This window comes from Pseudomonas sp. SGAir0191, from assembly GCF_002812565.2.
GTDB classification, from domain to species: Bacteria; Pseudomonadota; Gammaproteobacteria; order Pseudomonadales; family Pseudomonadaceae; genus Aquipseudomonas; species Aquipseudomonas parafulva_B.
This window is the reverse complement of the sequence record NZ_CP025035.2, coordinates 1,693,955-1,717,962: the sequence shown is the minus strand read 5'-3', so window position 1 is coordinate 1,717,962 and position 24,008 is coordinate 1,693,955. Positions and strand designations below refer to the sequence as shown.

General features: G+C 62.4%; 21 protein-coding genes. 9 read left to right on the top strand and 12 right to left on the bottom strand.

Annotated elements, in window-relative coordinates:
• Nucleotides 1-19: 19 nt before the first annotated feature.
• Both CWR53_RS07800 and CWR53_RS07795 read right to left on the bottom strand, forming a co-directional pair.
• A complete protein-coding gene (locus CWR53_RS07800; protein WP_058605693.1) occupies nt 20-1,339 on the bottom strand; it encodes an LLM class flavin-dependent oxidoreductase in 1,320 nt (439 codons plus the stop codon).
• A 9-nt stretch (nt 1,340-1,348) separates the two neighbouring features.
• Nucleotides 1,349-2,305, bottom strand: coding sequence for an ABC transporter substrate-binding protein (locus tag CWR53_RS07795; protein ID WP_058605694.1), 957 nt, complete (start codon nt 2,303-2,305; stop codon nt 1,349-1,351).
• A gap of 297 nt (nt 2,306-2,602) precedes the next feature.
• Here CWR53_RS07795 and CWR53_RS07790 point away from each other — a divergent pair, with 297 nt between their 5' ends.
• On the top strand, nt 2,603-3,211 hold the full coding sequence (locus CWR53_RS07790) for a cysteine dioxygenase (protein WP_058605695.1): 609 nt from the start codon (nt 2,603-2,605) through the stop codon (nt 3,209-3,211).
• A complete protein-coding gene (locus tag CWR53_RS07785) occupies nt 3,208-4,791 on the top strand; it encodes a rhodanese-related sulfurtransferase (protein WP_100851179.1) in 1,584 nt (527 codons plus the stop codon). The genes CWR53_RS07790 and CWR53_RS07785 overlap by 4 nt, the downstream gene beginning before the upstream one ends.
• Before the next feature lie 226 nt (nt 4,792-5,017).
• On the opposite strand, the gene rssC is transcribed toward CWR53_RS07785, so the two are convergent.
• Both rssC and rssB read right to left on the bottom strand, forming a co-directional pair.
• Nucleotides 5,018-5,500 (bottom strand): anti-sigma factor antagonist RssC, encoded by a 483-nt coding sequence (gene rssC / locus CWR53_RS07780; RefSeq protein WP_023534190.1) that lies wholly within the window; start codon nt 5,498-5,500, stop codon nt 5,018-5,020.
• Nucleotides 5,497-6,681 (bottom strand): two-component system response regulator RssB, encoded by a 1,185-nt coding sequence (gene rssB / locus CWR53_RS07775; RefSeq protein ID WP_100852599.1) that lies wholly within the window; start codon nt 6,679-6,681, stop codon nt 5,497-5,499. Before rssB ends, rssC begins: the two co-directional genes overlap by 4 nt.
• 270 nt (nt 6,682-6,951) lie before the next feature.
• Here rssB and CWR53_RS07770 point away from each other — a divergent pair, with 270 nt between their 5' ends.
• Complete coding sequence (locus CWR53_RS07770; RefSeq protein ID WP_058605699.1) at nt 6,952-7,251, top strand: PilZ domain-containing protein; 300 nt, start codon at nt 6,952-6,954, stop codon at nt 7,249-7,251.
• 2 nt (nt 7,252-7,253) lie between these two features.
• Here CWR53_RS07770 and CWR53_RS07765 read toward each other — a convergent pair whose 3' ends face one another.
• Entirely contained in the window at nt 7,254-7,961 is a 708-nt protein-coding gene (locus CWR53_RS07765) for a VacJ family lipoprotein (RefSeq protein ID WP_058605700.1), read from the bottom strand.
• A 356-nt stretch (nt 7,962-8,317) separates the two neighbouring features.
• Between CWR53_RS07765 and CWR53_RS07760 the strand changes: the two genes are divergently transcribed.
• Nucleotides 8,318-8,581, top strand: a complete 264-nt coding sequence (locus CWR53_RS07760; RefSeq protein ID WP_023534264.1) for a DUF4404 family protein — start codon at nt 8,318-8,320, stop codon at nt 8,579-8,581.
• 136 nt (nt 8,582-8,717) lie between these two features.
• Here CWR53_RS07760 and queF read toward each other — a convergent pair whose 3' ends face one another.
• Nucleotides 8,718-9,548 carry an NADPH-dependent 7-cyano-7-deazaguanine reductase QueF gene (queF, locus tag CWR53_RS07755; protein WP_100851178.1) on the bottom strand — a complete coding sequence of 277 codons (831 nt, stop codon included), beginning with the start codon at nt 9,546-9,548 and terminating at the stop codon, nt 8,718-8,720.
• Nucleotides 9,549-9,684: 136 nt separating this feature from the next.
• Entirely contained in the window at nt 9,685-10,200 is a 516-nt protein-coding gene (locus CWR53_RS07750; protein WP_100851177.1) for a plastocyanin/azurin family copper-binding protein, read from the bottom strand.
• Nucleotides 10,201-10,383: 183 nt separating this feature from the next.
• Between CWR53_RS07750 and CWR53_RS07745 the strand changes: the two genes are divergently transcribed.
• The gene (locus tag CWR53_RS07745; protein WP_100852598.1) at nt 10,384-11,064 is read left to right on the top strand and encodes a heavy metal response regulator transcription factor; all 681 of its coding nucleotides are present in this window, start codon (nt 10,384-10,386) and stop codon (nt 11,062-11,064) included.
• A complete protein-coding gene (locus tag CWR53_RS07740; RefSeq protein ID WP_100851176.1) occupies nt 11,061-12,410 on the top strand; it encodes a heavy metal sensor histidine kinase in 1,350 nt (449 codons plus the stop codon). The genes CWR53_RS07745 and CWR53_RS07740 overlap by 4 nt, the downstream gene beginning before the upstream one ends.
• Before the next feature lie 8 nt (nt 12,411-12,418).
• Here CWR53_RS07740 and CWR53_RS07735 read toward each other — a convergent pair whose 3' ends face one another.
• From CWR53_RS07735 to CWR53_RS07725, 3 genes are read right to left on the bottom strand one after another with little or no spacing between them, the layout of a single operon-like run.
• A complete protein-coding gene (locus CWR53_RS07735) occupies nt 12,419-13,660 on the bottom strand; it encodes a lipoprotein-releasing ABC transporter permease subunit (RefSeq protein WP_058605704.1) in 1,242 nt (413 codons plus the stop codon).
• Nucleotides 13,661-13,719: 59 nt separating this feature from the next.
• A complete protein-coding gene (gene lolD, locus CWR53_RS07730; RefSeq protein WP_174435400.1) occupies nt 13,720-14,403 on the bottom strand; it encodes a lipoprotein-releasing ABC transporter ATP-binding protein LolD in 684 nt (227 codons plus the stop codon).
• 7 nt (nt 14,404-14,410) lie between these two features.
• Nucleotides 14,411-15,661, bottom strand: coding sequence for a lipoprotein-releasing ABC transporter permease subunit (locus CWR53_RS07725; protein WP_058605705.1), 1,251 nt, complete (start codon nt 15,659-15,661; stop codon nt 14,411-14,413).
• Between the two features lie 93 nt (nt 15,662-15,754).
• Here CWR53_RS07725 and CWR53_RS07720 point away from each other — a divergent pair, with 93 nt between their 5' ends.
• Together CWR53_RS07720 and CWR53_RS07715 are read left to right on the top strand one after the other, a co-directional pair.
• Entirely contained in the window at nt 15,755-16,339 is a 585-nt protein-coding gene (locus CWR53_RS07720) for a PilZ domain-containing protein (protein ID WP_100852597.1), read from the top strand.
• A 26-nt stretch (nt 16,340-16,365) separates the two neighbouring features.
• Nucleotides 16,366-17,088 (top strand): glycerophosphodiester phosphodiesterase, encoded by a 723-nt coding sequence (locus tag CWR53_RS07715; protein ID WP_058605706.1) that lies wholly within the window; start codon nt 16,366-16,368, stop codon nt 17,086-17,088.
• Nucleotides 17,089-17,130: 42 nt separating this feature from the next.
• Here the strand turns inward: CWR53_RS07715 and sthA are convergent, their stop codons facing one another.
• Nucleotides 17,131-18,525, bottom strand: a complete 1,395-nt coding sequence (gene sthA, locus CWR53_RS07710) for a Si-specific NAD(P)(+) transhydrogenase (protein WP_023534167.1) — start codon at nt 18,523-18,525, stop codon at nt 17,131-17,133.
• Between the two features lie 397 nt (nt 18,526-18,922).
• Nucleotides 18,923-20,386 (bottom strand): glyceraldehyde-3-phosphate dehydrogenase, encoded by a 1,464-nt coding sequence (locus CWR53_RS07705; protein WP_027915082.1) that lies wholly within the window; start codon nt 20,384-20,386, stop codon nt 18,923-18,925.
• A gap of 168 nt (nt 20,387-20,554) precedes the next feature.
• Between CWR53_RS07705 and mfd the strand changes: the two genes are divergently transcribed.
• Entirely contained in the window at nt 20,555-24,004 is a 3,450-nt protein-coding gene (gene mfd / locus CWR53_RS07700; RefSeq protein WP_058605707.1) for a transcription-repair coupling factor, read from the top strand.
• The last annotated feature ends 4 nt before the right edge of the window (nt 24,005-24,008 follow it).

Below are 24,008 nucleotides of genomic sequence, written 5' to 3'. Positions count from 1 at the left end.
GCGTGTGGGTGTCTGGGGTCTACCGGTTGAACCGCGGGATGGTCAGCCCAAGGCTCTCGCGCAACGTGCTGCCTTCATAAGCCGTGCGATAGATCCCGCGCTCTTGCAGCAACGGCACCACCTGCTGGGTAAAGCGGCGAAATTGCCCAGGGTGCCCGATGTAGATGTTGAAACCGTCCAGGGCCCTGGCTTCGAACCACTCGGCCATCTTGGCGGCTACGGTCGAGGGCGACCCCACGAACGCGCCCGGGCGCAGCTGACGCCCGAATTCCACCGCCTGGCGCAAGCTGAAGCCTTTTTCACGGGCTTGGTCGGCAATGCGCTTGGCGTTGGTATAAAAGCTGCTGCGCGCGTAGTCCAGACTCTGCTGGGGGAAGGGTGCGTCCAGGTCGTACTGACTGAAATCATGCCACCCGAAATTGCGCCCGAACTCTTTGAGGGCCAGTTCGAAGCTGTGGTCGACTTGGTGGTAGTGACGTTCGATCTCTCGGGCGTCTTCGTCGGTATCACCTACGTAGATCTCCGCCCCGGGCAACACCAGCAATTGCTCCGGGTCCCGCCCCAAGCGCTGGGCACGGCCCTTGATGTCCCGGTAGAACGCCTGCCCCTGCTCGATGCTGGCGGCGTGGGTGAATACCACATCGGCAGTGGCGGCGCCCAGGTCGCGGCCCTGCTCGGAATCGCCCGCCTGGAAAATCACCGGCTGCCCCTGGGGCGAGCGCTGAATGTTCAAAGGGCCCTCGACCGAGAAGTGTTCCCCTTTGTGATCCAGACGATGCAGCTTCGAGGGGTCCAGAAAACGACCACTGGCCCGCTCGCGTGGGAAGGCATCCTCCTCATAGGAATGCCACAGGCCTTGCACCACCTCTACATGCTCCTGGGCGCGGGCGTAGCGGGTGTCGTAGTCATAGTGCTCATCCAGGCCGTAGTTGCCTGCCGTGCCGGCATCGCCGCTGGTGACCACGTTCCAGCCGGCTCGGCCTTTGCTGATCAGATCCAGGGAGGCGAGCCGGCGGGCGACGTTGAATGGCGCGTTGTAGGACGTGGTAAGCGTGCCGACCAGGCCGATGTGGCGAGTGCTGACCGCCAGCGCGGACAGAAGCGTCAGCGGCTCCAGGCGATTGAGGTAGTGCGAGGGTGAACCTTCGGTGATGAACTGGCTGTCGACAATGAACATCAGGTCGAACAGCGCGGCCTCTGCCTGACGAGCGATGTCGATGTACCAATCAATATTGACGCTGGCGTCTGCGGGCAGCTCGGGGTCAAGCCACAGGTTATGCCGACCCGGACCACCGCATCCCATGGTCAGCGCGCCGAGTTTGATCTGTCGTTTGCTCATGGGGAACCTTCAGTCAATTGCGGTCGAAGCGTGGCCCGCCAAGGCCGCACCAAACGAGGTATCGAACAGGTCTGCCGCCGGATAGGCCTTGATCAGGCCCAATCCTGCGAAGAACTCCACGGTCTTCTGCGCGTCGGCGATCACCTGCTGGTCCAGTGGCGCAAGGTCAGTGCGCGCGCGGGCGAACCATGCGCGGGCGATGTCTCGGTCGGCGCGGGTGCGCTGAGCCCAGGCGTCGGCATAGGCTTCGGTATGCGCAGGGTCGCTCAGGGCCCAATCCCGGGCTTTTTTCAGGCGCTCGAGGAAGTCGGCTATCTGCGCACGCTTGTGCTCCACGGCCTGGCTATTGGCGACCACGAAACTTTGCGCCGGTATCACACCCTCGGCGGTAGCCAGTACCCGAGCACCTTGGCGCTCCTGCTGGGTGACATAGGGCTCCCAGGTGGCGATCACATCCACGGCTCCGCCATCCAACGCATGGGAGGCGTCCAATGCACTGAGGTAGCGCAGCTGGAGGGTATCGCGGGGCACGCCGGCCTTGTCCAAGGCGCTGAACAGCAGTTGCTGGCTCCACGAGCCCTTCCAGATCGCGGCGCGTTTGCCGCGCAGGTCCTGGAGGCTATGTATCGGCGAGCCCTTGCGCACCAGGATGGCCACGCCCGCAAGGTTCTGCCGACTGACGGCGATCACCTTGATCGGCGCCCCCAGGGCGCCCAGAAACAGCGGCGGCGCATCGCCGAGCAAGCCGATGTCCAGGCTGCCAACATTGAGCGCCTCGGCCACCGGCGAGCCTGCGGTGAACTGCTTCCACTCCAGTGAATAGGGCAGATTGTCCAGCACCCCTGCGGCTTCCATGACGGCGCGGGCGTTGTAGCTTTGATCACCCACGACCAGCGCCTGGGCAGCGGCGGCGAGGCTGAAGGTTGTGGCCAGCACGGTGGCTGCCAGGTGTTTGAGATAGCGCACGTTCGTCTCCGTAGACCCATTAGGGGATGTGAGGCGATCCGCGCGTGCGGTCTGGCCGATGGTCAGGTTATAGCTTCAAAGCATTAACATTCAGTTTTTTATAATCTAATGCGCAAATATCAGCTTGTGAAATGCGCTTTAGGCATAACCTCATGCAAGATTCATCTGTTGCGCAAGCGCAACACCCCTAATCTTTATATTCTCAATTTACATATTAGGTTATTACTATTTTGCATTTTGAGAATATATTACCGATTTGTTAGGGTCTTTCAAATCCTGGACCACCGAGCCTGACCCATGCCCCACCCCCTTCGCCCGGAGCGCCTGCGCCGCTTTATCGACCAATTCGCCACATTGCTCGACCAACAGCCTGACGAGATAACCCTGCTTGATCGGGGCAAGCATCTGCTGGCTGAACTGTTAGCCCATGACGACTGGCTGCCAGTCGATCTTGCCCAACCCGATCCAGAGCGCTATCAGCAATACCTGCTGCACTGTGACTCACGCCAACGCTTCTCGGTGGTCAGCTTCGTCTGGGGCCCCGGGCAGCGTACCCCCATCCATGACCATCGCGTCTGGGGCCTGATCGGCATGCTGCGTGGCGCTGAGCTCGCTCAAGGCTTCGCGCGCGGGGCAAACGGTGCGTTGCAGACCGAGGGCGCGCCGGTACGCCTGGAGCCTGGCCAGGTCGAAGCGGTATCGCCGGCCATTGGGGACATCCATCAAGTCAGCAATGCCTTCGCCGACCAGGTGTCGATCAGCATCCACGTCTACGGCGCCAACATCGGGGCCGTCACGCGCGCCGTGTACGCCGTGGACGGAAGCGAAAAACCCTTCATCTCCGGCTACTCCAATGCCCACCTGCCCAATATCTGGGACCTGTCCAAAGAGAACCCTGCCCGATGAGCACCGTCAGCACACGCCACTACCAAGACATCCGCCGTGCCCTCCTGGCGCAAGAAGAGCTAGCCCTGATCGACGTGCGCGAAGAAGACCCCTTTGCCCAAGCCCATCCCCTGTTTGCCGCCAACATTCCCCTGTCAAAACTGGAGTTGGAAGTGCTGGCCAGAGTGCCGCGGGCAGACACCGCCATCACCGTATACGACAACGGCGAGGGCCTGGCAGCAGAAGCCTTGCAGCGGCTACGGTCACTGGGCTACAGCGACGTGGCGCTTCTTGAAGGGGGACTGGCTGGCTGGGAGGCTGCCGGTGGGGAGCTGTTCCGCGACGTGAATGTACCGAGCAAGGCCTTCGGTGAACTGGTGGAAAGTGTGCGGCACACGCCATCGCTGAGCGCCGAGCAGGTACAGGCGTTGCTGGAGCAAGAAGCCAACGTGGTGGTGCTGGACGCGCGCCGCTTCGATGAATACCAGACCATGAGCATCCCTGGCAGTGTCAGCGTACCTGGCGCCGAGCTGGTGCTGCGGGTGGCTGAGCTGGCGCCGGACCCGAGCACCCAGGTGATCGTCAATTGTGCTGGCCGTACTCGCAGCATCATCGGCACTCAATCATTGGTCAATGCGGGCATCCCCAACCCCGTGGCAGCGCTGCGCAACGGTACCATCGGCTGGACGCTGGCCGGCCAGCAGTTGGCCCACGGCCAGCAGCGACGCTTCAGCGAAGTCGAGGCAGGCACCCAGGCCCAGGCTGGAGGCAAGGCTCGCGCAGTGGCCGACCGTGCCGGTGTCCTGAGGATCGACCGCGCCGGGCTTGCCCAATGGCAGGCTGATACCAGCCGCACCACTTACCTGTTCGATGTGCGCACGCCCGAGGAATATGGCGCAGGCCACCTGCCAGGTAGCCGCTCGGTGCCAGGTGGCCAGCTGGTACAGGAAACCGACCACGTCGCCAGTGTACGTGGCGCGAGAGTCGCGCTGGTCGATGACGACGGCGTGCGCGCGAACATGACGGCCTCGTGGCTGGCACAGATGGGCTGGCAGGTGGCAGTACTCGACGGTTTGCACGCTGCTGACTTCACCGCCACCGGCCAGTGGCAGCCACCGTTGCCAGCGTTACCACCGGTCAGCACGGTTGAGGTGGAGCAACTGGCAACCTGGTTGGAAGAAGGCGATACCGTATTGCTCGATTTCACCACCAGCGCCAACTACGTCAATCGCCACATCCCAGGTGCCCATTGGGCCATCCGTGCCCAACTGCCGAAGGTACTGGAAAACGTGCCACAAGGCAGCCGGTTTGTACTGACCTGCGGCAGCGGCCTGCTGGCACGCTTCGCCGCCCATGACCTCGAAGCCCTCACGCGCACGCCCGTCTACCTGCTTGAAGGCGGCACTGCACAGTGGATCGCTGCCGGGAATCCGCTGGAGAGCGGTGAGTCACGGCTTGCCGTGCCGCGTAGCGATCGCTACCGACGACCTTACGAAGGCACGGACAATCCGCGGGAGGCCATGCAGGGGTATCTGGATTGGGAATTTGGCTTGGTCGATCAGCTCGGCCGCGATGGCACCCACCGGTTCAGGGTGGTTTGATCTGCCGCAGGCATTGGCCTGCAGCCTGTGCCTCGTAGGCTTGCACCGGGATACAGGTAGCGCAGCAGCTAAACGACACGTGTTCACCGGCTGCTGTCAGTCAAAAAGAGGCGCCACCTGCTCAATGTTGCCTGATGGCACTGCCATCAGCGCACGCTTACAGCTACCGCGTCGTTGGTCACTTCTGGTGAAGCGGCCATTGGCCCGTCACAATGCAGCGAAGGGGTCAACTGCGCTCCAGCGCACTCACCAGGTCATGAAACGCCTCGCGATTGGACTCATTCAACCCCATCAGAATGCGGTGCGCTTCCAACACCTTGGAACGCACCACCTCCTCGCTCTGGTCCTGGGATGGCAGGTCAGATAAGCATTCAGGGCACGGGATGGGGCGGTCGACGATGTTGAATACCTGATCGAACCCCATCGATTGCAATAGGCGGGAAATATCCGGGTTGGTGGTCACAACGGTCGGCAGCAGACCCACTTTCTGTCGCGACAGGATCGACAGCTTGGCGAGCAAGCCAAGGGTGGTGCTGTCGATGCTTTCGGTTTCGGTCAGGTCGATCACGATGGTCGAGAAATTCAGCGCGGTGAATATTCGCTCGATCGTTGCATCGAGCGCCGAACACAAAGTCAGGCGCACTTCACCGACGAATTTCAGTACGAAGGTACCGTCCTGCTCGGCGAACTGGATTCTACCGGTACTCATTGAAGGTTCCTGCTCAACACCAATAGGGCGATATCATCCGGCATCTCCCCTAGCGTAGCCAATCCAAAACGTTGACGCAGCCCATCCAGGCTACCCTCTGCCGCCCTGACGATTTCAGGCAACGCGGCTTCTTTATCTTTGAGCGTATCACCTGGCAAAAGGTCCAGGATGCCATCGGACATCAGGCTCAGGCTAAAACGCGGTGGCAGTTCGATCACCAGGTCCTGGTAGCGGGCCTCCTCGAACAGCCCCACTGGCAAGCCGCGGCCTTCAAGGTAGCGGGTGTGCTCGGGCGTGTGCAGCACCGGCAGCGGCAGGTGCCCACCTACGGCATAGGTCAGCAACCCGGTGTCCTCATCGATCACCCCGCCCACCATGGTCACATGCTTGCCCAGCTTGCAGTTGATCAACCCACGGTTGATATGGCTGAGCACTTCAGAAGGCTGGAACTCGCGCATGTTCCCGCCACGCTTGAATTCGAAAAGAAGGCGGGTGGTCATGAACTTCAGCAGCACGGTGACAAAGGCCGAAGAAGCACCGTGCCCGGATACGTCGGCCAGGTAAAAAACAATGCGCCGCTCATCCACACGGAAGTAGTCGGCGAAGTCACCTGACAGATACAGCGACGGGATGATCTGGTGCTCGAAGGCAAAATTACCCGCATGCCAAGGGCTCTGGGGCAACATGTTCATCTGCACTTGCCGACCGGCGGTCTGGTCTTCCTGCAACAGGTGCAGGCTGGCCTCCAGCTCGCGGTTGGCAGCCTCGAGCTTCTCGCGGTAGCGCTGGTTTTCCAGCACAAGGTGGGCGCGATCCAGCGCACGGCGTACCGAGTGCTCCAGCACCGCCAGGTCTTCGAGTGGCTTGATCAGGTAGTCCGCAGCGCCCAGGCGCAATGCATCCACCGCATCGGCCATGACACCGGCACCCGACACCACGATCACGGGTAACTGCGGTGCACGCGCGCTGATTTGACGAATCAGTTCGAGCCCGCCCATTTGCGGCATGCGCAAATCGCAGATCACAAGATCAGGCTGGTGTTCTTCGAAGACCTGAAGCCCCTGCTGGCCATTGCCAGCCTGGAGAACGCTGAAGCCACTGTCTTCAAGATACGCGGCGAGGCTTGCACGGACCACGTCGTCGTCATCGATGATCAGCAGCGTTGCACTGGTTTTCTGCATGTGGGCGAACGGCGCCGATTGGGGTTTGTGCAGCGAGCCGGTAAGGCAGACCAACAGCTGCGGGAATACTGAACAGGTCGCAGGCTCTTTGCAGTTGTAGGGCAAGAAAGCCTACCCGGCAACTGCGAGATATGCGGTGTAAGGCGCAGACGGTACTCCCATCCGCCAGGGGTTTCAAGCATCGAACGGTACGCTTGAGCGGCTTTACAGGGCAAATCACCGAGAGTTATAAGAAACCTTCACGATGTAACCTCACAGGAAGGATGCAGCATGCTCGATACCGCCACCAGCCACAGCGAGAAACGCGATTTCATCCGCATGCGCATCGACACGCCGGTTACCCTGGTGCACGAGGGTAACGTCATCGCCGCCGTGTGTCTCGACCTGTCCAGTAGCGGGATGCAAGTACAAGCCCCTCAGCCGTTCCAGGTCGGGGATCGGCTGGAGGTGCGCCTGGAGTCTGATCACCCGTCGCTCGAAGGCTTGCACGCCACGGCGGAAGTGGTGTGGATCGCGGCCCAGGCGGATGGGCAGCATACGTTCGGGCTGCGCATCCTGGCCATGCGGTAGGGTTAGAAATCGTCCTCGACTTCGCCGTCGCGCACCTTGAACTCACGGTTCTGCAGGTAGGCGTTGCGAATGAAGATGTATTTATCCCCCTGAATCAGCTTCTCGGCCGGCAGCAGGCTCGCACGAGTATCCACCACGTCCAGGGCGAAAGCCGAGTTGCGGGTAGGGACATGGTCCACGTAGCGATAAGGCCGGGTGAAGGTGTCCGGGTACTTGGCTACACCATCGCGCACGGTGCTGGGGCCGAGCAACGGAATGACCACATACGGGCCGCTGGGTACACCCCAGTAACCCAGGGTCTGACCGAAGTCTTCATCGCTGCGCTGCAGGCCCATCTTGGTGCCGACATCGAAGAACCCCGCCAGGCCGAAGGTGGTGTTGACGATCAGGCGCGCCGTGTCCACCCCTGCCGCATGGGGCTTGAGCTGCAGGACGTTGTTGGCCAGGTTGGTCACATCGCCCAGGTTGCGGAACATATTGTGAATGCCGTCTTCGAGAAACTGCGGCGTCACGGTGTCGTAGCCCTTGGCGAGCGGCTTGAGCGCGTAGGTATCGAGGGTATCGTTGAAGCGGAAGATCGGGCGATTGACCGCTTCCCAGGGGTCTTCTTCGGTCGCGGCCTGGGTAGCCGCCACGGGCGCCAGCAGCATGCTGGCGCATACACAGGCCTGGGTGACTCGTTCGATCACACTGGCACCGATCCTACGCATAGTGTTTCTCCATCAGGATTATCGGCCGCAAGCGCAACGGGCGCGCTGCTGTAGTGCGGCAGTATAGAGTTTTGCAGGCCGATAGACAGCTTTCGGCAGCCATGAAGTTTAATGTGACCAAGTGTTGCGTCAGTCGTGCTACGCGATGGCTGCAAGATTCAGCGGAAAAGCCATTGCTCGCGTGCCTTGTGGATGAAAATCATCGCTTGGCAGTTAATAAGCGAGAAATACAGACACAGCCCAGCGGCTGCCAGTCATGCAAATCCAAGGCGAAGGGTTTACGCTCAATACAGGCCAGAACCTTTGCCGCCTCGCTGAGGTCCATGGCTTGCCAAACCCATGATGGAGAATTGCCAATGCCTGCCCGCGAATTGCAAGAGCGCCTCAACAGCCTGCGCGAGCAACTGGATCGCAACGTGCCACTTTCGGACGAAGAGCTGGCTGCGCTCCACGAAGAAGCGCGCCAGATCGAAGCGCAACTGAAGCTGGAAAACGCCACGCCTGACAACAACCTGGCCGACGGTGTGAACCTCGCCGTGGAGCGATTTGAAGCCGACCACCCTGACCTGACGGCCACCCTGCGCAGCATTGCCAACTCGCTGCACAGCATGGGTATCTGAAACATACCGCTCGGGCTGCTGCGCGCCCAGCGCAGCGCAGTGGCCTGCCTTGACCCGCACTCAGGCCAGAGGCGAACAGCACATGGCCTGCTGTCAGGATCGGCTGCAATTCAACGCAGGCGCACCTCTGCGGCGGTCACTGCCTGGCCAGCCGCCCATTGTTCACGACGATTTCCCCCATGCTGCGGTAGGGGTTGATGTCCAGCCCACCTCGGCGCACATACCGGGCATAAACGGTCAAGTGCTCAGGCTGCAACAGATTTTTCAGGTCCAGGTAGATGCGCTCCACGCATTGCTCATGGAAGTCCGCATGCTGGCGGAAGCTGATGAGGTAGGTCAGCAGGCTGGCGTGATCAAGCGCGCTGCCTTTGTAGGTCACTACCACACTCCCCCAGTCAGGCTGTCCGGTGACCGGGCAGTTGGACTTGAGCAAATGGCTGTGCAGCGTCTCTTCGACCACCTGATGGGCGTCGCATTGCAACAGCTCCGGTTGCGGCTGCGCATAGTTGGAAATAGCCACGTCCAGCCCATCGATGCAGGTGCCTGGCAAAGCGACCACGCCTTGGGCCTCAACCTCTTCCAGCGTTTTGACCTTGACCCCTACCGCCTTGCCGGCGGCCGCCGAGAGATCCCTCTCAAGGCACGCCTGCAACGGCTCGACGCCCGCGAAAACCGTCTGATTCAACGAGTTAAGGTAAAGCTTGAATGACTTCGATTCGATGATGTTGGGCGAATCGGCCGGGATGGCGAACTCGCCTATGGCAACCACCGGCTTACCCGAGGGCAACAGCCAGGACAGCTCGAAGCAATTCCAGTAATCCACACCTTGCCACGGTAGCGTCTGCGCGGTGACACCCAGCTCCGCCCACTTGGCGGTGCGTGGGATCGGGAACAACAGCTCCGGGGAATAGGTGGCGACGTATTCACTGGACTTGCCCAGCGGGGAGTGTTCGGCGGCAGGGTGCATTGGAACTGACCTGAAAGTGTGGAGTGGACGCTAGCGTTCGTACGGTGCGCGCCCCATTCTGGGGCAATCGTGTCGTGTACAGGATGACGCGTAGGGCGCCCAGTCTACCCTTTTGCTTGCCGCCTTGCAGCGCCACTCATTCGATGATCAGCGGCCCCACCATGCCCGCTTGGTAATGACCTGGCACATTACAGGCGAATTCGATGGGTGCAGAGGCCTTGAAGGTCCAGGTCAACTCGGCGCGCTGGCCAGGCATCACCAGCACCGTGTTACCGCCGCCATGCCCATGGCCTGCACCATGATCATGCTCGCTCATGGCGCCATGCCCCATGCCCTGTTCGCCTACGGCCGCAGTGAACAGCTCGCCTTGCATGGCAACCATCTGCTTCTGGTGTTCGGCATGCATGGCCTTGTCACCCAGGTTGAACTCGTGGGGCAATTGCCCTTCGTTGATCAACACGAAGCGCACCGTCTCACCCGCCTTGACAGTGAGGCTGGCGGGCTCGAAGGCGATGTCCTTGAGCCTCACCTCGACCGTACGGGTGGCTTTTTCGGCTGGCGCAGGCTCACCGAAAGCCAGTGTGTGGGCGGTGCCTGCCTGAGCAAGACTACTGGCCAGCGTCAGTGCGCAGGCAAAGATAAAGCGAGACATCGGGGTTTCCATTCGTTTGATTGAACAGCGCGATGTTAAGCCCATGCGACTGCCATGAACCTGACCGCTGCATTACAAGCCTGTCAGTTTGGCCGAACGCCGCGCAGGTCACGTATGATCCTGGCACCTGTGCGCCGGCTGGACAACACCGCGGCGCCGCATCGCCAGCCGGAGCTTGCCTCAATGAAACTGTTGATCGTCGAAGACCAGGCCCGTACTGGCCAGTACCTGCATCAGGGCCTGAGCGAGGCCGGCTTCACGGTAGAGCTGGCCACCGATGGCGAGACAGGCCAGTTTCTGGCGCTGACGGGCGATCACGACCTGCTGATCCTGGATGTGATGCTGCCAGGGCGCGACGGCTGGCAGATCCTCAAGGCCGTGCGACAAGCCGGTATCGATACGCCTGTGCTGTTTCTGACCGCCCGCGATGCCATCGAGGACCGGGTACATGGCTTGGAACTGGGCGCCGATGATTACCTGATCAAGCCATTCGCCTTTTCGGAGCTGCTGGCGCGTGTGCGCAGCCTGCTCAGGCGCGGGGCCACGCCCAGTGCCGATACCTCGCTGGCGGTGGCGGACCTGCGCCTTGACCTGATTCGCCGGCGTGTCGAGCGCGGCGGTCAGCGCATCGACCTGACCGCGAAAGAATTCGGTTTGCTCGAGCTGCTGTTGCGCCGTCAGGGTGAAGTGCTGTCCAAGGCGCTTATCGCGTCCCAGGTATGGGACATGAACTTTGCCAGCGACACCAACGTGATCGAAGTGGCCATTCGGCGACTGCGGGCCAAGGTGGACGATGCCTACGACGACAAGCTGATCCACACGGTGCGCGGCATGGGTTATGTGCTGGAAGTGCGTTCATCGTGAGGCGCCGCATTTCGCTGACCGGCCGCCTGGCGCTGCTGTTCGCCGCCTGCACAGCTGCTGTTTCGCTAGGGGCGGGCCTTGTGTTCAATCAGGCCAGCGAGCAGCATTTCATCGAACTCGACCAGCAGTTGCTGGCGTCGCGCCTGTCATTGTTGCGCCGTCACCTCACTGACGTCGGCACACAAGCCGATCTGCAAACCCGCCTGCCTGCCCTGCACGAGGAGCTGAGTCATCAGGCCGACCTGTCCGTGCGGGTCACCTCAGGCAGTGGCGCCACCTGGTTCGAGAGCCGCGCCGGCCTCCCCCCTGCGCCCTCCTCCACGGGTTTGAACACGCTGCACGCGCAGGGCACTGACTACCGTAGCCTTGCTGTGGCGCTGATGCCCGGCAGCGCGGCCTCACCGCACCTTGTGCTGTACCTTGACATCACCCATCACCAGCATTTTCTGCAAGGCATGCAGCGTCTGGTCTGGCTGACAGTCGGGCTGTCGGCGCTGGTCACCGCCCTGCTGGGCGCCTGGGCAGCGCGTAGCGGCCTGCGCCCCTTGAGACAGATGGGGCGCATCACCGCACGCGTCTCTGCCCGCTCGCTCACCACTCGCCTACCTGTGGAGCAGATGCCTGCCGAACTGGCCCAATTGGCTGACAGCCTCAATGCCATGCTGCAGCGCCTGGACGATGCGTTTCAGCGCCTGTCGGCGTTTTCGGCCGATATCGCCCATGAACTGCGTACGCCGCTGTCCAATCTGCTGACCCACACCCAGGTCACCCTGACTCGCCCACGCAGCCTCGACGCCTACCGGGAGGCCTTGCATGACAATCTCGAAGAGCTGCAAGCAATGGCGCAGATGATCAATGACATGCTCTTCCTGGCCAAGGCCGACCAGGGGCTATTGGCACCAGGTGACACACCACTGGCGCTGCATGATGAAGTGGATTCGCTGCTGGAGTATTACGCCCTGGCGGCTGAAGAGGCGGCCGTGCAACTGACACGCGAGGGGCAAGCGTGGCTGCCCGGCGACCGGACTATGCTGCGCCGGGCGCTCTGCAACTTGCTCGACAACGCCTTGCGCTTCACGCCGGCGGGCGGACAGGTGCGGATCACACTGGCCGCAGGGCCGAGCATTACCGTGGCCAACACCGGCAGCGCCATCGAGGCGACGGCACTGCCACGGCTGTTCGATCGCTTCTACCGGGTGGACCCTTCCAGGCATGACGGCGGCGGCGAACATGCCGGCCTGGGCCTGGCGATCACGCGGTCGATCGTGCAGGCCCATGGCGGGCGGATTCAGGTGGCGTGCGAGGCTGGCTGGACCCGCTTCACGCTGGACTTCACAGGCCGGTAAAGGCTCCGTCAAACCGCCAGGCCAATGGCCGGCTGTACTTGGGAAGCCCGGTAGGCTGGGTAGAGGGTCGCCAGGAAGCTCATCACCAGCCCTGCCGCGCAGATCATCACCACGTCCCCGCCTTGCAGCTCCGATGGCAGGCTGCTGATGAAGTACACGTCGGAGGTGAAGATATGCTGACCGCTGATCCGCTCCAGCCAGCCCACGATCTGGCTCACGTTGAGCGCGGCGATCACCCCCAGCACGCCGCCGATCAGCGTGCCGACCACGCCAATCAAGCTGCCCTGGACCATGAACGTACCCATGATCTGCGCAGGCGTTGCCCCGAGGGTACGCAGGATGGCGATATCCGGCCCTTTGTCGTTTACCACCATGACCAAGGTGGCGATGATGTTGAACGCGGCCACGGCAATGATCATCAGCAGCAACAGGCCGATCATGGTCTTTTCCATCTTCATGGCACTGAACAGGCTACCTTGGGTATGGGACCAGTCATCTGCCCGATAGCCCTCACCCAGCTGCGCTGCGATGGCCTTGGACACCTGCGGGGCGGCGTACAGGTCATGCAGTTTCAGCCGCACCCCCTGCACCTGGCCGGGCGCCCAACGCTGCATCGTCGCGGCATCAGCCATGTGAATGTAGGCTTGGGAGCCATCGAGTTCGGCGCCCACCTTGAAGATGCCCACCACGGTCAAGCGCTGCATGCGTGGGGTGATCCCGCCAGGCTCGCTGCTGATCTCCGGCACGATCAAGGTCAGTTTGTCCCCGGTATTCAGGCGAAAGCGGCGGGCCGTCAGCTCGCCAATTACCACGCCGAACTCGCCAGGCTGCAAGTCCTGCAGGCGGCCCTGAACGATGTGCCGTCCTACGATCGACACCTTGTTTTCCTCGGCCGGGTCGATACCGCCAACCTGAATCGGCTGCATGGCGCCCTTGTAGGACAGCATGCCTTCCATTTCGGTGATCGGGGCCGCGGCAACCACGGCAGGGTTTTTCATGGCCGCATCGGCCACTTGCTGCCAGTTGTCCAACGGCTGCTGGCCCAGGATGGCCGCGTGGGGTACCAGACCCAGGATGCGCGAACTCATTTCGCGCTGGAAGCCGTTCATCACCGACAGCACCACGATCATGGCCAGCACGCCCAGGGACAGGCCGATCATCGAGGTCATGGAGATGAACGAGATGAAATGGTTGCGACGCTTGGCCCGGGTATAGCGCGCGCCGATGAAGATGGGCAGGGGTCTGAACATGTGCGGATACACCCAATCAAAACAGGTCGCGGGATGAAAGGGTCACCCCGCTCGGTCGGTCAGATCGCCACCAGGTGGCCATTGTCGAGTTTCAGTACACGGTCCATCTGACGCGCAAGGCTCAGGTCGTGGGTCACCACCAGGAACGCCGTGCGCGAAGCGCTGGACAGTTCCTGCATCAACTCCTGGATGCCCTGTGCAGTATGGTGATCGAGGTTCCCGGTGGGTTCATCCAGCATCACCAGGCCTGGGCGGTTGACCAGCGCACGTGCGATGGCCACTCGCTGACGCTCGCCGCCAGACAGCTCGGCCGGCTTGTGATTGAGGCGATGCCCCAGCCCAACGCGTTTGAGCAGCGCCTCGGCACGTTCACGCGCCTCTGGAATAGCCGTACGGCCGATCAGCAGTGGCATGCACACGTTCTCGAGGGCCGTGAATTCGGGCAGCAGGTGATGAAACTGGTACACGAAGCCCAACTCGCGGTTGCGCAGCAGGCCCCGGGCGCGCTCGCCCAACGCCGACAGCTCTTCGCCGGCCAGCCAGACACTGCCCTGGGTGGGGCGATCCAGGCCCCCCAGCAGGTTGAGCAAGGTGCTTTTGCCCGACCCCGAACTGCCTACAATGGCGATACGCTCGCCGGCGTGCAGTTCCAGGTTCAGGCCAGACAAGACCTGCACCGACTCGGGGCCCTCATCGTAGGACTTGCCCAGGTTGCGGCAACTCAGAACGGCTTTATCACTCATGCGCGACTCACTCATAACGTAACGCCTCTGCCGGCTGGGTGCGTGCCGCACGCCAGGCAGGGTACAGGGTGGCGAAGAAACTCAGGACCAATGCCGCACCACAGACCATGTACACATCCTGGGCCTGGATCTGCGAGGGCAGGTAATCGATGAAATACACGTCGGCGTTGAGGAATTTGTGGCCGATCAGGTGCTCGATACCGGCGATGACCGTGCTGACGTTGAGCGCCGCAATGATGCCCACCACGGCCCCGATCAACGTGCCCACCACACCGATCACAGTGCCCTGCACCATGAAGATGAGCATGATTTGCCCAGGGGTGGCGCCCAACGTGCGCAGGATGGCGATGTCCCCCCGCTTGTCGTTGACCACCATCACCAGTGTGGAAATGATGTTGAACGCGGCAACCGCGACGATCAGCAGCAACAGCAGGCCGATCATGGCTTTTTCCATGCGAATGGCCTGGTAGAGATTGCCATGGGTACGGGTCCAGTCGCGGCTATAGAAATCCTGGTCACCCAGTTGTTGGGCGATGTCGTAGGCCACGCGCGGGGCCTGGAACAGGTCATCGAACTTCAAGCGCAGGCCCTGCACCTGGTCGGGCTTCCAGCGGTGCAGGCGCGACAGGTCGGCGATGTTGGTCAGCCCCAGGTAACCGTCGATCTCGCCGGCCCCCACATGGAAGGTGCCCACCACGGTGAAGCGCTTCATGCGCGGGAACATGCCGGCCGGCGTGACGCTGACCTCCGGGGCCACGAAGGTGAGTTTGTCGCCCACGGCCACACCCAACTTGGCCGCGGCCTTGTCACCGATCATGATGCCCCACTCGCCGGGCGCCAACTGGTCCAGCCGGCCCTGCTGGACGAAGTTGTCGATGATCGACACCTCCCGTTCCCGGGCCGGATCGATGCCGTTGAGCAGGACCTTCTGCACCTTGCCGTCATGGGTGAGCAAACCCTGCATCTGGGTGAAGGGCGCGACCGCCACCACCTGCCGATTCTGCTTTACTTGTTCGGCAAGGGCAGGCCAGTCGGCGATGGGCTGGCCGCTCTCGAGGGTGGCGTGAGGGATCATGCCCAACACGCGGGTGCGCATCTCGTGGTCGAACCCGTTCATCACCGACAGCACCACGATCATGACTACCACGCCCAGGGCGAGGCCGATCATCGAGGTCAGGGAAATGAACGAGACGAAGTGATTGCGACGTTTGGCACGGGTATAACGCGTGCCGATGAATGCGAAAAGAGGTCTGAACATGTCGGGGCTTGTTCGGATGGAAGGGAACGTCCTTGTGGCGAGGCGCCTATGGCGGCTTTACACTCGGACCACCGCCGCTACCATGGGTTCGCCATGACGACATTAGACGAAGAAGATCGCCGCGAATACTACCGCATCGCCGATCGGATCGCACTTCAAATCAGCCCATTGAGCGCGGCCGAAGCCCTGGATCCAGATGTGTTGCAGGATGATTCCCCGCTGTTAAATCTGCTCAGCGAGCTGCACCTGGCCGACTTCGAGGCCCAGCACCTGCTGCGCCAGCTCAGCGACAAGGACCGCACCCTTGCAGCGTTTTTGCGGGTACAAAACAAGCGCCTGGACGTGCTCAGCGCCGTGGTCGCCCATACCCTGCTGGGCGAGGTAGGCCAGCCGCAGGCAGTCGTGGTGTCCGAAGGTGGCCTGGAGTGCATCCAGCCAGAGCCCTTTGCACAGGGTACCCAGGTGAAGGTACAAATGGTGCTGATGCCGCGCGCCCACGGCCTGCTGTTGCGCGGCAAGATCACCCATTGCGACGCCAGGCCCCAGGGCGGCTTCGAGGTCGGCATCGAATTCATCGACATGGTCGATGCCCAGCGCCAACTGCTTGCCCGCTACATTCTGCAACGCCAGCAACAGCAAAGACGCCAGCAACTGGAACAGAACGCCCCATCACCCTGACTCATTTTCTCACTGAAGGAACGAACGTGACCCTGATCTACGGCCATCGCGGCGCCAAGGGCGAAGCACCCGAGAACACCCTGAACAGCTTCCGCCAGTGCCTGTCCCACGGCATCATGCGCTGCGAGCTGGATCTGCACCTATCGGCCGACAACCAGCTGATGGTGATCCATGACCCTACCCTCAAGCGCACCACCGGCAAGCGCGGCAAGGTGGTCGAGCACCCGGCCGAAGACCTGGTCAAGCTCGACGCACGTCAGGGTGGCCCGGGCTGGGTCCAGCCCTGCCCCATCCCACGCCTGGAAGAGCTGTTCGAGAAGTGCCCGTTCGAGCACTGGCAGCTGGAAGTCAAGAGCGCCTCGCGCACCCGCGCAGCCACTACGGTGCTGGCCATACGCGAGCTGGCCCAGCAGTTCGGCTTGCTGGACAAGGTGACGATCACCTCCAGTTCACGCGAAGTACTGGGCGCCGCTCAAGAACTGGTGCCGGACGTGCAACGCGGCCTGGTGGCCGAATACGCCTGGCTCGACCCGCTGAAGGTTGCACAGAATTATGGTTGCCAGATGCTGGCACTGAATTGGACGTTGTGCACCCCGGAACGCCTGCAAAAGGCGCAGAAGCAGGGTTTGCACGTATCGGTATGGACGGTCAACGAGCCGGCGCTGATGCGCAGGCTCGCTGATTTTGGCGTGGACAGCCTGATTACAGACTTTCCCGGTTTGGCCAGGACCACCCTCGGGCAGGGTTGAATTCGGTCTCTCCGACCGGCTCAGGCCACCGGTCGGAGCCGCTCAAAAAAGCCGGTTCAGACCGTCATAGGCCGCTACCCGATAGGCTTCTGCCATGGTCGGGTAGTTGAACGTGGTGTTCACGAAGTACTTGAGGTTGTTCAGCTCGCCTGGCTGATTCATCACTGCCTGGCCGATATGCACGATCTCGGATGCCTGGTAGCCGAAGCAGTGCACACCCAGCACCTGCAGGGTCTCGCGGTGGAACAGGATTTTCAGCATGCCCTGGGGCTCACCGGCGATCTGCGCCCGGGCCATGCTCTTGAAGAAGGCCTTGCCCACTTCATAGGGCACCTTGGCCTGGGTCAGTTCCTGCTCGTTCTTGCCGATCGAGCTGATCTCCGGAATGGTGTAGATGCCCGTCGGCACATCGTTGACGAAACGCCAGCTGCCGTTGTCGACGATACTGCCTGCGGCCGAGCGGCCCTGGTCGTGCGCGGCACTGGCCAGGCTCGGCCAGCCGATCACGTCGCCTGCGCCGTAGATATTCGGCACGCTGGTGCGGTAGGCCTCGTCCACTTCGATCTGGCCGCGGCTGTTGACCTTGATGCCGATGTTCTCCAGCCCCAGCTTGTCGGTATTGCCGGTCCGCCCGTTGCACCAGAGCAAGGCATCGGCCTTGATCTTCTTGCCCGACTTCAGGTGCAGGATGACGCCGTTGTCCAGGCCCTCGACCCGCTCATAATCTTCGTTGTGGCGCACGGTGATGTTGTTGTTGCTGAAGTGGTAGCTCAAGGCCTGGGAGATTTCCGAATCCAGGAAGCTGAGCAGTTGCCCACGGTTGTCCACCAGCTCGACCAGCACACCAAGGCCGCTGAAGATCGAGGCGTACTCGCACCCGATCACGCCGGCGCCATACACAATCAGCTTGCGCGGGGTGTGGCTGAGGCTGAGGATGGTGTCGCTGTCGTACACACGCGGGTGGTTGAAGTCGATGTCTGCTGGCCGATAGGGGCGCGAACCGGTGGCGATGATGATGTGCTTGGCGTTGAGTTTTTCCACCACGCCATTGGGACAGACCACTTCGACGGTCTGCTCGTCAGCGAAGCTGCCGGTGCCGAAGAACAGGTCGACGCGGTTGCGGGCGTAGTAGCCCGTGCGCGAGGCCACCTGCTTGGCGATGACCTTTTCGGCGCTCTTGAGCACGTCCGGGAAAGAGAACCAACGCGGCTCGCCGATGGCGCGGAACATGGTGTTGGTGTTGAACTGCATGATCTGCCGCACCGAGTGACGCAGCGCCTTGGACGGGATGGTACCCAGGTGGGTGCAGTTACCCCCGACCTGGCGACGGGTGTCGACCATTGCCACCTTGCGCCCTGCTTTGGCGGCGTTCATTGCCGCACCTTCCCCGGCCGGGCCGGAACCCAGCACCACTACGTCGTAGTTGTAGACAGCCATGCGTACTCCTTCAGAACTGGCCCGCAAGCCACGGTCGCTTGCGGCGCACGATCATGCCGCCTCGGCGCCATGAGTAAAATCGGGTGCAGTCTAATCAAGCGTGAACGGCGCGCACATTAACCCTTGGTCGCGTCGTAGGCCAATTTCGCCCGCACTACATAAAGCACCGTCTCCCTGGCGGCAATCATCCTTGTCCACGCTTTCGACCACCTTGCACTGCCTGCTCAGACGGAAAAACCGCCCAGGCACCTGCGAAACGGCGGTTATTGTCCCTGAAATGTTGCGCTGAGTCACTCGATGCCCCCCTGCGCTCTGCTAGGACAAGCGCCCTTGCCCGGCAGCGCAAACGAAAACGGGAACCCGAAGGTTCCCGTGTGTTCAGCGTCTGACTGGCCGATCAGCGTGGAAAGGCAGGTGGGTTGACCCCGGCCATGTCTTCCATCACGCGCACGACCTGGCAGCTGTAGCCGAACTCGTTGTCATACCACACATACAGCACGACGCGATTGTCGTTGCAGATGGTGGCTTCGGCGTCTACCACACCGGCGTGGCGCGAACCCACGAAGTCGGTGGAGACCACTTCCTGGGAGCTCACATAGTCGATCTGCTTGTGCAGGTCCGAGTGCATGGCCGTCTGGCGCAGGTACTCGTTGATTTCCTCGCGGCTGGTGGCCTTTTCCAGGTTCAGGTTGAGGATTGCCATCGACACGTTCGGCGTCGGCACGCGAATGGCGTTGCCGGTCAACTTGCCCTTGAGCACGGGCAGGGCCTTGGCGGCGGCGGTGGCAGCACCGGTTTCGGTGATGACCATGTTCAGCGGCGCGGCGCGGCCACGGCGGCTGCCCTTGTGGAAGTTGTCGATCAGGTTCTGGTCGTTGGTGAACGAGTGAACGGTTTCGACGTGGCCGTTGACGATGCCGTACTGGTCGTTGACGGCCTTGAGCACCGGCACGATGGCGTTGGTGGTGCAGGAGGCGGCGGAGATGATCTTGTCATCGGCCGTGATCTCGCCGTGGTTGATGCCATGCACGATGTTCTTCAGGGCACCCTTGCCAGGTGCGGTGAGGATCACGCGGCTGGCACCCGGGCAGGCCAGGTGCTGGCCCAGGCCGTCGGCATCACGCCATACGCCGGTGTTGTCCACGATCAGCGCGTTGTCGATGCCGTACTGGGTGTAGTCGACTTCGCTCGGGTTCTTGGCGTAGATGATCTGGATCAGGTTGCCGTTGGCCGTCAAGGTGTTGTTGGCTTCGTCGATGGTGATGGTGCCATCGAACGGCCCATGCACCGAATCACGACGCAGCAGGCTGGCACGCTTGACCAGATCGTTCTCGGCGCCTTTGCGCACGACGATGGCACGAAGGCGCAGGCCGTCGCCACCACCGGTCTTCTCGATCAGGATACGCGCCAGCAGGCGACCGATACGGCCGAAACCATACAGCACGACGTCGGTGCCTTTGCGCGCGGCGGCGTTCTGCTGGCCCACCACGTCAGCCAGTTCTTCACGCACGAACTGCTCGGCGCTGCGGCCGTTGCCTTCGAGCTTGAACTTGTTGGCCAGCTTGCCCAGGTCGACCGAGGCGGCGCCCAGTTTCAGCTCGCTCATGGCCTTGAGCAGGGGGAATGTCTCGTGAACGGACAGTTCGGTTTCGTCGGTCTGGCGATGACGCGCAAAGCGGTGTGCCTTGAGGATCGAGATAACCGAACGGTTGATCAGGCTGCGGCCATAGATCGAGCTCACCACATTGTTGTTGCGGTAGAGCTGACCGATAAGCGGGATCATCGCTTCAGCCAGGGCTTCACGATCGATCCACTCACCAAGACACTGGTCGGGCTTCTGAGTCACGGGAACCTTCCACATGTAGGGACAGAAAAAAGGGGCTACATTATGACGCCCCGATGCGTAACCGGCAATGAGCGCCTGTCGTGGTCACGCACATCGATCATCCTGCCCCATTGGAGCCTGACAGCCGCCAGCGTCACCGGTACAATCGGTCTCTTTGCCGAAACGCTTGGAGTGCAATCTCCCGTGTCAGTTCTGCGCCTACCGCAACTGTCGGCTACCGCCGGCAAACAAACCTGGGGCAACCTGCCCGGTGCCGCCCTCAGCCTTGCCATCGCCGAGGCCGCCAGCAGCGCTGGCCGCTTCACCCTGCTGCTGACGGCAGACAGCCAGGCCGCCGACCGCCTGGAGCAGGAACTGAAGTTCTTCGCGCCCGAGTTGCCGGTGCTGCCGTTTCCCGACTGGGAGACCCTGCCCTACGACCTGTTCTCGCCCCACCAGGACATCATCTCCCAGCGCATCGCCAGCCTGTACCGGCTGCCGGAGCTGAGCCACGGCATCCTGGTAGTGCCCATCACCACGGCCTTGCATCGCCTGGCCCCTACCCGCTTCCTGCTGGGCAGCAGCCTGGTGCTGGACGTGGGCCAGACCATCGATGTGGAGCAGATGCGCAGCCGCCTGGAAGCCAGTGGTTACCGCTGCGTGGACACCGTCTATGAGCATGGCGAGTTCGCCGTGCGTGGGGCCTTGATCGACCTGTTCCCGATGGGCAGCAAGCTGCCCTACCGTATCGACCTGTTCGACGACGAAATCGAAACGCTGCGCACGTTCGACCCCGAGACCCAGCGCTCGATCGACAAGGTCGACTCCATTCGCCTGCTGCCGGCACGCGAATTTCCGATGCAAAAAGAGGAAGTCACCCGGTTCAAGGCACGCTTTCGCGAGCGTTTCGACGTGGATTTTCGCCGCAGCGCGATCTTCCAGGACCTGGCCAGCGGCATCATCCCGTCCGGTATCGAGTACTACCTACCGCTGTTCTTCGAAGAAACCTCGACCCTGTTCGACTACCTGCCGGCCGATACCCAGGTGTTTTCGCTGCCGGGCGTGGAGCAAGCGGCCGAGCACTTCTGGAACGACGTACGCGGGCGCTACGAGGACCGCCGGGGCGACCTGAGCCGGCCCTTGCTGCCGCCGGCCGAGCTGTTCATGCCGGTTGAAGACTGTTTCGCGCGCCTCAAGCAGTGGCCACGGGTGGTGGTCAGCCGCGATGACCTGGACCCAGGCGCCGGGCGCCAGCGCTTCGCCGCCCGCCCCCTGCCTGACCTTGCCATCGAAGCCAAGGCCAACCAGCCGCTGGCGGCATTGGCAGGGTTTCTCGACCAGTTCGATGGGCGCGTGTTGTTCACCGCAGAATCGGCCGGACGCCGCGAAGTGCTGCTTGAGCTGCTCGAACGGCTCAAGCTGCGCCCGAACACGGTCGAAGGCTGGACCGACTTCGTCACCGGTAGCGAACGCCTGAACATCACCATCGCACCGCTCGACGAAGGCCTGCTGCTCGACGACCCGGCCATGGCCCTGATCGCCGAAAGCCCGCTGTTCGGTCAGCGGGTGATGCAGCGCCGCCGCCGCGACAAGCGCGGTGAAACCGCCAACGATGCCGTCATCAAGAACCTGACCGAGCTGCGTGAAGGCGCGCCGGTGGTGCATATCGATCATGGCGTGGGCCGCTACCTGGGCCTGGCGACGCTGGAAATCGACGGCCAGGCCGCCGAGTTCCTGACCCTCCAATACGCCGAGGGCGCCAAGCTCTACGTACCGGTTGCCAACCTGCACCTGATCGCCCGCTACACCGGCAGCGATGACGCGCTGGCGCCCCTGCACCGCCTGGGCTCGGAAACCTGGCAGAAAGCCAAGCGCAAGGCCGCCGAACAGGTACGCGACGTCGCCGCCGAGCTGCTCGACATCTATGCCCGCCGTGCAGCGCGCAAGGGTTACGCGTTCGCCGACCCGGCCGCCGACTACGCCACGTTCAGCGCAGGCTTCCCGTTCGAAGAAACCCCCGACCAGCAAGCGGCCATCGAAGCGGTACGCGCCGATATGCTGGCGCCCAAGCCCATGGATCGCCTGGTGTGCGGCGACGTAGGCTTCGGCAAGACCGAGGTGGCCATGCGTGCAGCGTTCATCGCCGTGCACAGCGGTCGCCAGGTGGCTGTGCTGGTGCCCACCACCCTGCTGGCCCAGCAGCATTACAACAGTTTCCGCGACCGTTTTGCGGACTGGCCGGTCACCGTCGAGGTGATGAGCCGCTTCAAGTCGGCCAAGGAAGTGGCCAACGCCGCGGCCGAGCTGGCCGAGGGCAAGATCGACATCCTGATCGGCACCCACAAGCTGCTCCAGGACGACGTGCGCTTCAAGGACCTGGGCCTGGCCATCATCGACGAAGAGCATCGTTTCGGGGTGCGTCAGAAAGAGCAGCTCAAGGCGCTGCGCAGCGAAGTGGACATCCTGACCCTGACCGCCACGCCCATCCCGCGCACCTTGAACATGGCCGTGGCGGGCATGCGCGATCTGTCGATCATCGCCACGCCGCCGGCCCGGCGCCTGTCGGTACGCACCTTCGTCATGGAACAGAACAACAGCACCGTCAAGGAAGCGCTGCTGCGCGAACTGCTGCGCGGTGGCCAGGTGTATTACCTGCACAACGATGTGAAAACCATCGAGAAATGTGCCGCCGACCTGGCCGAACTGGTCCCCGAGGCGCGCATCGGCATTGGTCACGGCCAGATGCGCGAGCGCGAGCTGGAGCAGGTGATGAGCGACTTTTATCACAAGCGCTTCAACGTGCTGGTGGCCTCGACCATCATCGAAACCGGCATCGACGTGCCCAGCGCCAACACCATCGTCATCGAGCGTGCCGACAAGTTCGGCCTGGCCCAGTTGCACCAATTGCGTGGCCGGGTCGGTCGCAGCCACCACCAGGCCTATGCCTACCTGTTGACGCCAACGCGCCAGAAGGTCAGCGGCGACGCCGAAAAACGCCTCGAAGCCATCGCCAACACCCAGGACCTGGGCGCCGGGTTCGTGCTCGCGACCAACGACCTGGAAATCCGCGGGGCTGGCGAGTTGCTCGGGGACGGCCAGAGCGGTCAGATCCAGGCGGTGGGCTTTACCCTGTACATGGAAATGCTCGAGCGCGCCGTCAAGGCGATCCGCAAGGGCACCCAGCCCAACCTGGAACAACCGCTGGGCGGCGGCCCGGAAATCAACCTGCGCCTGCCAGCCCTGATCCCCGAGGACTACCTGCCGGACGTGCATGCGCGGCTGATCCTGTACAAGCGCATCGCCTCGGCGGCCGATGAGGAGGGCCTCAAGGACCTGCAGGTCGAGATGATCGACCGCTTCGGCCTTCTGCCAGAGCCCACCAAGAACCTCATGCGCCTGACGCTGCTCAAGTTGCAGGCGGAGAAACTGGGCATCAAGAAAGTCGACGCCGGCCCCAATGGCGGCAAGCTCGAGTTCGAGGCCGAAACGCCAGTCGATCCTCTGACCCTGATCAAGCTGATCCAGGGTCAGCCCAAGCGCTACAAGTTCGAAGGCGCCACCCAGTTCCGCTTCATGGTCCCGATGGAGCGGCCTGATGAGCGTTTCAACACCCTTGAGGCGCTGTTCGAGCGCCTGACACCAAAGCCTGCCTAAGGAA